We start from the raw sequence: 9,112 nt of genomic DNA, 5'->3' as shown, positions 1-9,112 counted from the left end.
CGCCGCCTTGATCATCACGGGAAAGCCGATCGCCATGGCGATGTGCTTCGCCTGCTCCGGATCATCGACGCGGCCCTCGGACCCCGGCACCACGGGCACGCCTGCGGCTTCTGCCGCCACGCGGGCGGCGACCTTGTCGCCCATGACGCGGATCGAATCGCCCTTGGGTCCGATGAAGATCAGGCCAGCCGCCTCGACGGCATCGGCAAAGCCCGCATTCTCGGCGAGGAAGCCATAGCCGGGGTGCACGGCGTCAGCGCCGGTGTCCTTCGCAGCCTTCAGGATGTTCTCGATGTTGAGATAGGATTTCGCGGCATGCGGCGGGCCGATGTTCACGGCCTCGTCCGCCATCTTCACCGCCAGCATCTCGGCGTCCGCCGCCGAATGCACCTGCACGGTCTTGATGCCCAGCTCCTTCGCCGCGCGGATGATGCGCACTGCGATCTCGCCCCGGTTGGCGATGAGGAGCTTCTTGATTTTCATGACGGCACTGCTCCAAAGGCCCCGGCACCCCCCATAACACCGTCATCCCGGCGCCCCCACAGTCCGTCACCCCGGCGAAGGCCGGGGTCCAGCTTCGGACGCCCATAGCTGGATCCCGGCCTTCGCCGGGATGACGGCATATGGGGTGGGATGGACGTCACTTACGAAATCTCCGCCAGCGGTTGGCCGGCCATCACCGGCTCCTCGTTTTCCGCGATGAAGGTGATCTTGCCCGCGGCCTCGGCCTTCACTTCAGTAAAGGACTTCATCACCTCGATCAGCCCGATCACCTCGCCCTTGGCGACCTTGTCGCCGTCATTCTTGTAGGAGGGCTTGTCGGGCGCGGGCCTGCGGTAGAAGGTGCCGGGAAGGGGCGAGAGAAGCTGGGCCATGGTCTGTCCTCGTGTCTGGATTGGTCAGGCGGCGTCGAGATAGGGCTTCACGGCATCGCGCACGGACTTTGCGATCGCCACCGCATTGGGCGTGTCGGAGTGAACACAGATGGCGTCGGCGCGGACCGCGACGTCACCGCCGCCCACACCCTTCACCTTGCCCTCACGGATGGCGCGCAAGCAGATGGCGGCGGCATGGACAGGGTCCTTCGCCTCATGCTCGCGGGTGATGATGAGGGAGCCGTCGTCGCGGTAGTCGAGATCGGCATAGAACTCGGCAATGAATTTGTGGCCGCGCGCGGTGTAGACCTTCTCATGGAAGGTGTTGATCATGCCCATCAGCGGCACCTTGAACACGTCAGCGGCATCGGCCACGGCCTGAGCCACCTCCTCCATCCGCGCCGCCATGCCATAGAGCGAGCCATGCGGCTTGATATGGTTGAGGGGCATGCCTTCCGCCTCGAGGAAGCCCTTGAGCGCTCCCACCTGGTAGATGATGCAGTTGGTGAGTTCGTCCCGGCCCATCTTCATCTCGCGGCGGCCAAAGCCCTGAAGGTCGGGGAGCGAGGGGTGTGCCCCCACCTTCACGCCGTGCTTCTTGGCCAGCTGCACCGTGGTGCGCATGTGGTTGAAATCCGAGCCGTGGAACCCGCAGGCCACGTTCGCCACGTCGATCAGCGGCATGAGGCCCGCGTCGTCGCCCATCTTATACAGGCCGAACGCCTCGCCCATGTCACAGTTGATGACCGTCATCCTGCAACCTCCCTTGTCTGCGCTTAAGCGCCATCCTTGCGAGCAAGCTTGCTGGACATCCGAATTATTGTAAAATCAGAAAAACTGCAATGCGGTATCGTAAAAACAGATAATGGCCCTGTCGCTGAAGCAAGTCCGCTATTTCATCGCCACGGCGGATGCCGGGCAGATCAGCCAGGCGGCGATCGAGCTCAACGTCTCGCAATCCGCCGTGACTGCCGCCATCCGCCAGCTGGAGGCCGACGTGGGCGTTTCCCTGTTCAAGCGCCACCCCACCGGGGTTGCCCTCACGGCCGAGGGCGCGCGCTTCCTGCAGCATGCGCGCAACATCATGGCGGCCGTCAACGCCGCCCAGCACGCGCCCTTGACCGAGGATTCGGCGATCAGCGGCACGGTAAGGATCGGCGTGTCCTATACGGTGGCGGGGTATTTCCTGCCGCGCCACTTTACCCGCTTCGCGCGGAGCTATCCGCGGATCCGGGCCGAACTCTATGAACTCCCCCGCAACGCCATCGAAAGCGGGCTGAAGGACGGGTCCCTGGACCTCGCCGTCATGCTCGTTTCCAACCTGCAGGACAAGAAGCGCCTGGCCTATGAGACGCTCATCCGCTCGCGCCGTAGGCTGTGGCTTCCCGTGGAGCACCACCTCCTCAACCGCGAGGTGATCACGCTGGAGCACGTGGCGGCGGAACCCTACGTCACGCTCACCGTGGACGAGGCGAACCAGACCGCCGGACGCTACTGGAAGCCGACCGGGCTCCGGCCGAACACCATCTTCACCACCTCCTCCGTCGAGGCGGTGCGCTCCATGGTGGCAGACGGCATGGGCGTCACCATCCTGTCCGACATGGTCTACCGCCCATGGTCGCTCGAAGGCCAGCGCATCGAACTGCGCAACCTGGTTGCGGACATCCCCACCATGGACGTCGGATTGTCCTGGAACCACACCCGCAGCCAGAGCCCGGCGGCGCGCACCTTCCATGAATTCATGAGCCTCTCCTTCGGCGGCGCGGGAAGCTCAGTCTAGCCAGCCCGGCGGCGCTCGGCTAATCGTCGCCTTTTAAGCTGGAGGCATCATGAGCATTGGCGTGGGCATCATCGGGGCTGGCGTGATGGGGGCGGACCATGCCCGCATCATCGCAGGCCAGGTGGCCGGAGCGCATCTGGCCGCGATCTCGGACGCCGACGGCGCGCGCGCCCGGGCCGTGGCCGCCGAGACGGGTGCGAAGCGCGCGGTGGACGATCCGCTGGCCGTCATCCACGATCCGCAAGTCGGCGCGGTCCTGATCGCCTCGCCCGATGCCACCCATGCCGACTACGCCATCGCCTGCATCAAGGCCGGAAAGCCCGTGCTGTGCGAGAAGCCGCTCGCGCCCACCGCCGCCGAAGGCCTGCGCGTGATCGAGGCGGAGCTTTCGGGCGGAAAGCGCCTCGTCCAGCTCGGCTTCATGCGCCGCTTCGACCCCGGCTACATGGAGATGAAGGACCTGCTCACCTCCGGCCGCTACGGCGAGGCGCTGGCCTTCCACTGCATCCACCGCAACGCCACCGCGCCTGCGCATTTCGATTCGGCCGCGGCCATCGTCAATTCCTGCGTGCACGAGGTGGACATCTCGCGCTTCGTTCTCTCCGCCGAACTCGCCACCGTCCACGTCTTCCGGGCGAAGCGCTCCAAGTTTGCGCATTTCGATGATCCGATGCTGGTCGTCTTCGAGACGGACAAGGGCCAGCTGGTCGATGTCGAACTCTTCCTCAACGCGCAGTATGGTTATGACGTGAAGGGCGAGCTCATCTGCGAGACGGGCACCATTTCCTTCGGCCCCACGCTGAACACCGAAATCCGCAGCGCGGGCGTCACCGCCACCAGCCTCGCCCCCGACTGGCGCCCCCGCTTCGCCGCCGCCTACCGCATCCAGAACCAGGCCTGGATCGATTCGATCTCGACGGGCAGGCCCGCGGGATCGAGCGCCTGGGACGGGTTCATCGCCACCACCGTGACGGACGCAGGCGTCAAATCTCTCAAGACGGGCGAGACCGTGGCTATCGCTTATGAGAAGAAGCCACGGCTTTACAGCTAAGTTCCCTTCTCCCGTCCGCAGGATGGGAGAAGGTGGCCGACAGGCCGGATGAGGGCCTCTTTCAACCAGCACTGCTTGCGGAGAGAAACCCTCATCCGCCCTTCGGGCACCTTCTCCCATTGGCTTTGCCAACGGGAGAAGGGAAACCTCGCCACGAATTCCCTTCTCCCGTCGCAACGCGATGGGAGAAGGTGGCCGGCAGGCCGGATGAGGGCCTCTTTCAACCAGCACCGCTCGCGGAGAAAAGCCCTCATCCGCCCTTCGGGCACCTTCTCCCATTGGCTGTGCCAACGGGAGAAGGGAAGCTTTAAGGCAGATTGTCGCGCAAGAAGATGTCGATCCTGATCCGTTCCTGGCTCTCGATCAGCGGCACGTTGTCCGCCTTGGCGATCAGCACGCGGATGGCGCTGCGCACCTCGTGGCCGGGGTCCTGGTTGATGACCGCGTCGATGGTGCCGCGGATCAGCGCTCTGCGGTTGGTATCGCTCAGGTCATGCGCCAGCAGCACCACGTCCTTCGCGCGGGAGGCCGCCTCCAGGGCCGAGACGATGCCGCGCGTGCCGCCGCCGACATTGTAGATACCGAGCAGGTCGGGATGCTCCGACAGCAGCTGTGCCGTCATCTCCTCGAGCTTGCGCCAGTCGTCGCGCGATTCGCGCACGGGAAGAACCTGCAGCTTCGGATATTCATGGGTCAGAACCTGCTCGAAGCCAAACTGGCGCTCGATGTGGTCGCGTAGCGCCAGAGAACCCGCGATCAGCCCTACCTTGCCGGTGAGGCCTCTCAGGAAACGCCCCATCAGGCTCGCCGCGGTGCGCCCGGCGGATGAGTTGTCGATCCCCGCATAATGCACGCGCTTGGAGCCCGGCACGTCCGACACCAGCGTCACCACGGTCACGCCACGTGCGGCCAGAGCATTGATCGCCTCCCGCACGGCCGGGTGGTCGAGGGCGGCCACCGCCACGCCGTCATGCACATCGCCAATCGAATCGAGGGTGGAGGCGAGGAGCTCGCCGTCGAAGACGTCAACACGCTTGACGGTGATCGCCACGCGCTCACCCGCCATGCGGTCCGCCATGGTGCGGACTTCCTCGTTGATGCGTTCCCAGAAATCCCCCGCCCGGTCGGGAAGCACGAAGCAGAAGCGGTACTCGCGCGAGCGGGCAAGGCGGGCCGCGATGCGGTCTGGCTGGTAATTCAGGTCGCGGATGGCGCTTTCCACCTTGTTGACGGTCACGCTGCGCACCCCCGGCCTGCGGTTCAGCACCCGGTCCACCGTCGCGACACTGACACCCGCCACGCGGGCCACATCCTGGATGGTCACTTTCGCCATGAGGGGATTGATAGAGGCATGATGCGGTTTCTGCAACACGCCCCTCAGGACCGGGATGCGAATGCCTCTTGAAAGGCCTGATGGCCCGGCCTAACCAAGCCCCATGGCAAGCCAAGCAAAACTCGCCGCCGATATCGGTGGCACCTTCACCGACATCGTGCTGGAAGACGGCCTCAAGCGCTGGAGCGGCAAGGTGCTGACCACCACTCATGCGCCGGAACTGGGCGTCATCGAGGGCATCCACGCCGTTCTCGAAGCCTCTGGCCTGAAGCCGCAGGACATCGGCGTCTTCATCCATGGCACGACACTGGCCACCAATGCGCTGATCGAGCGCAAGGGTTCGAAAACCGCCTTCATCACCACGGAAGGCTTCCGCGACATCATCGAGCAGGGCTACGAAAAGCGCTTCGACCATTATGACCTTATGATCGACCGCCCGGTGCCGCTGGTGCCGCGCACGCTGCGCCTCGAAATCCGCGAACGGCTGGCGGCGGATGGCACGGTGCTCGTGAAGCTTGACGAGGCAGCCATCAAGCCGCTGGCCCAAAAGATCATCGCTGAGGGTGTGAAGTCGGTGGCCATCGGCTTCCTGCATGCCTATGCCCATGACCATCACGAGAAACGCGTGCGTGAGCTGCTGGCCAAGCACCTTCCCGGCGACGTGACGATCTGCATCTCCTCGGAAGTAGCGCCCGAGATCCGTGAGTATGAGCGCTTCTCGACGACAGTGGCCAACGCCTATGTGCGCCCGCTGATGGCGAGCTACCTCCTCAGGCTGCGCGACCAGTTGAAGGAGATGAAGCTTTCGGCCCCGCTGTTCCTGATGATGTCCGGCGGCGGCCTCACGACGCTCGAGACCGCGGCGCGTTTCCCGATCCGGCTTGTCGAATCCGGTCCTGCGGGCGGCGCCATTCTCGCGGCACAGATCGCGGCGGAATGCGCATTGCCGCATGTGCTCTCCTTTGACATGGGCGGCACCACGGCCAAGATCTGCCTGCTGACCGACGGCGAGCCAGAGCGCGCCCGCAAGTTCGAGATCGCCCGCGCCTACCGCGACATGAAGGGCTCGGGCATTCCCGTCCGCATTCCGGTGATCGAGATGGTGGAGATCGGCGCAGGCGGCGGCTCCATCGCGCGCGTCGACAAGCTGTCGCGCATCACGGTCGGGCCTGACAGTGCGGGCTCAACGCCCGGACCGGTCTGCTACGCCAGAGGCGGCACAGAGCCCGCGGTGACCGATGCCAATCTCGCCCTCGGCAAGATCGACCCTGCCTATTTCGCCGGCGGCAAGATCCCGCTGGACGAGGCGGCCGCCAAGGCTGCGCTGCAGAAGAACATCGGCGCGAAGCTGGGCCTCAAGGATTTCTGGCCCGCAGCCGGCATCACCGAGATCGTGGAAGAGAACATGGCCAATGCCGCGCGCGTCCACGCGATCGAGCGCGGGCACGACATCGCCTCCTGCACCATGATCGCTTTCGGCGGCGGCGCACCGCTCCACGCCTGCCGCCTGGCAGAGAAGGTGGGTGTGGACACCATCATCGTGCCGAAGGGCGCAGGCGTCGGCTCCGCCATCGGCTTCCTGCGGGCACCGGTGGCCTATGAGATCACCAAGAGCGCTGTCGTCTCCCTGGAAGATTTCAACGCGGAGCGCGTGAACGGACTCCTCTCATCGATGACAGCTGATGCCCGGGCCGTGGTCGAACCGGCGCTCGGAAAGGTAAGGCCGACGGTCCAGATCATCGCCGACTGCCGCTACATCGGACAAGGCCACGAGATCCGCGTCAGCGTTCCGGTGAAGAAGCTCTCGAAGGCCGACGGCGCAAAGATCAAGGCCGCGTTCGAGCGGCTCTATGAACAGGTCTATGGACTGCGCATTCCCAACCAGGAGGCGGAGGCGATCACCTGGTCGGTCACCGTCTCCTCGCAGGCCACGAAGCCGAAGCGCGCCGCCAAGGCCACGAAGAAAGCCGCGCCCAAGCCGCGCTCCAGGCGCCGCATCTATGATCCGGCCCTGGGCAAACAGGTGGATGCGCCCGTCTACTGGCGTTTCGACATGAAGCCCGGCAGCGCCATCAAGGGCCCGGCCATCATCGCGGAAGACGAGACCTCCACCATTGTCGGTGCGAACTTCAAGGCCTCGGTCAACTCACTGGGTTACATCGTTCTGGAGCGCACGCGATGAGCAAACACGCTTTGGCCGCCATCCGCACGCAAGTCATGTGGAACCGCCTGATCGCGGTCGTCGAGGAACAGGCGCAATCGCTGCTGCGCACCGCCTTCGGCACCATCACCCGCGAGGCGGGCGACCTCTCAGCGGGTGTTTATGACCCTGAAGGAAACATGATCGCCCAGGCGATGACCGGCACGCCCGGCCATGTGAACACCATGGCCACGGCGGTTGCGCATTTCTTCAAGCACTTCCCGCAGTCCACCATGAAGCCGGGCGACGTCTTCATCACCAATGACCCGTGGCTGGGCACCGGGCACCTGTTCGACTACGTGATGATGACGCCGGTTTTCTTGGGCAAAAAGCTCGTCGCCTTCTTCGCCTCCACCTGCCACGTCATCGACGTGGGCGGTGTGGGCATGTCCGCCAAGGCCAACTCCTCATTCGAGGAGGGAACGCTGATCCCGCACCTGAGGATCAGGAAGGAGGGAAAGCTCAACGAGGAGCTTCTGTCCATCATCCTCGCCAATTCGCGCAGCCCCGTGGAGGTCAGGGGCGATGTCCTCTCCCTCATCAGCGCCAATGACACGGGCGCGCGCCGCCTCATCGACATGATGAAAGAGTTCAAGCTCACGTCCCTCGACGCGCTGGCCAAGCACATCCTCACCCAGTCCGAAAAGGGCGCGCGCGAAGCGATCAAGGCGCTTCCGCAAGGCGAATGGTCCTATGAGATGCCGCTCGATGGCTATGAGCGCGAACTGACCCTGAAGTCGAAGCTCACCATCAAGGGCGGCAAGATCACGGTCGATTTCACCGGCACCTCGCCTGCCTCGCTGTTCGGCATCAACAGCCCCCGCACCTATACCCATGCCTATGCGGTGTTCGGCCTCAAGGCGGTAATCGCCCCGCATGTGCCCAACAACATTGGCTCCCTCTCCTGCTTCGATCTCATCACCGAGCCCGGCACAGTGGTTGATCCCATCCGCCCCTCGCCCGTCACCGCGCGCCACGTGATCGGGCAGATGCTGGCGGATAGCGTCTTCGGCTGCCTCGCCCAGGCGCTGCCCGGCACGGTGCAGGCGGAGAGTGCGGGGCCGATCTGGATTCTCTCGCTCTATTCGGCACACGGGCGCGTTCCGCCGGAGCAGACGGCCAAGGCCAAGTCCTTCGCCGTCATCAACATGGGCTTGGGCGGCATCGGCGGCAGGCCCGGCAAGGATGGGCTCTCCACAACCGCCTTCCCTTCGGGCGTGGGCACCATTCCCATTGAGGTGACGGAGACGCAGTGCCCGCTCTACTTCAAGCGCAAGCACTACCTTACCGACTCAGGTGGAGCCGGCCAGTGGCGCGGCGGCGCCTCGCAGGTGATCGAGATTGCCAACCGCGAAGCAGCACCCTTCGCCATTTCGGCTGCCACCTTCGACCGCATCATCCACCCCGCACAGGGCCGTGAGGGCGGAGAGCCAGGCTGCCGTGGCTCAGCCGGGCGTGGCTCGGGCTCGAAACTGCCGGACAAGGGCGTCTACATCATCGAAACGGGCGATTCGCTGGTGCTGGAACTTCCCGGCGGCGGCGGCTTCGGCAACCCGGACAAGCGCGACCGCGCAGCCCTGGAGGCCGACATGGCGGCAGGCCTGGTGACGATTGAGGCCGCCCGCCGCGATTATGGCTACGACGGATAGAGCAGCAAGCATCCACCACCAGCCGGATGGTGTCTCCCTCCCCCTTGTGGGGAGGGATTGAGGGTGGGGGTACCGCGAGTCGGGTGCCTGAGCCTGCGGAGGCCGACATGGCGGCAGGCCTGGTGACGATTGAGGCCGCCCGCCGCGATTATGGCTACGACGGATAGAGCAGCAAGCATCCACCACCAGCCGGATGGTGTCTCCCTCCCCCTTGTGGGGAGGGA

Annotated in this window: 8 protein-coding genes; 4 read left to right on the top strand and 4 right to left on the bottom strand. The window is 64.9% G+C overall.

The features are described 5' to 3' along the window. The 3 genes from ACILRA_RS15035 to pxpA form a co-directional block, all read right to left on the bottom strand. The coding region (locus ACILRA_RS15035) for a biotin carboxylase N-terminal domain-containing protein (protein WP_395662898.1) at positions 1-483 on the bottom strand (483 nt) is incomplete at its 3' end. A 161-nt stretch (positions 484-644) separates the two neighbouring features. Then, entirely contained in the window at positions 645-875 is a 231-nt protein-coding gene (locus tag ACILRA_RS15030) for an acetyl-CoA carboxylase (protein ID WP_395662897.1), read from the bottom strand. A gap of 24 nt (positions 876-899) precedes the next feature. Further along, positions 900-1,628: a 5-oxoprolinase subunit PxpA gene (pxpA, locus tag ACILRA_RS15025; RefSeq protein WP_395662896.1), complete on the bottom strand. Its 729-nt coding sequence runs from the start codon at positions 1,626-1,628 to the stop codon at positions 900-902. A 112-nt stretch (positions 1,629-1,740) separates the two neighbouring features. Here pxpA and ACILRA_RS15020 point away from each other — a divergent pair, with 112 nt between their 5' ends. After that, a complete protein-coding gene (locus ACILRA_RS15020; RefSeq protein ID WP_395662895.1) occupies positions 1,741-2,655 on the top strand; it encodes a LysR substrate-binding domain-containing protein in 915 nt (304 codons plus the stop codon). Between the two features lie 49 nt (positions 2,656-2,704). Then, the gene (locus ACILRA_RS15015) at positions 2,705-3,706 is read left to right on the top strand and encodes a Gfo/Idh/MocA family oxidoreductase (RefSeq protein WP_395662894.1); all 1,002 of its coding nucleotides are present in this window, start codon (positions 2,705-2,707) and stop codon (positions 3,704-3,706) included. A gap of 307 nt (positions 3,707-4,013) precedes the next feature. On the opposite strand, the gene ACILRA_RS15010 is transcribed toward ACILRA_RS15015, so the two are convergent. Beyond that, entirely contained in the window at positions 4,014-5,039 is a 1,026-nt protein-coding gene (locus ACILRA_RS15010) for a LacI family DNA-binding transcriptional regulator (protein WP_395662893.1), read from the bottom strand. Between the two features lie 103 nt (positions 5,040-5,142). On the opposite strand from ACILRA_RS15010, the gene ACILRA_RS15005 reads away from it, so the two are divergent. Beyond that, on the top strand, positions 5,143-7,221 hold the full coding sequence (locus tag ACILRA_RS15005) for a hydantoinase/oxoprolinase family protein (protein ID WP_395662892.1): 2,079 nt from the start codon (positions 5,143-5,145) through the stop codon (positions 7,219-7,221). Beyond that, positions 7,218-8,888 (top strand): hydantoinase B/oxoprolinase family protein, encoded by a 1,671-nt coding sequence (locus ACILRA_RS15000; RefSeq protein WP_395662891.1) that lies wholly within the window; start codon positions 7,218-7,220, stop codon positions 8,886-8,888. Before ACILRA_RS15005 ends, ACILRA_RS15000 begins: the two co-directional genes overlap by 4 nt. The last annotated feature ends 224 nt before the right edge of the window (positions 8,889-9,112 follow it).

It is taken from the genome of Aestuariivirga sp. (assembly GCF_044239095.1).
GTDB lineage: Bacteria > Pseudomonadota > Alphaproteobacteria > Rhizobiales > Aestuariivirgaceae > Aestuariivirga.
Note: the sequence above shows the minus strand (reverse complement) of the source record. Positions and strands in the feature narration are given on the sequence as shown.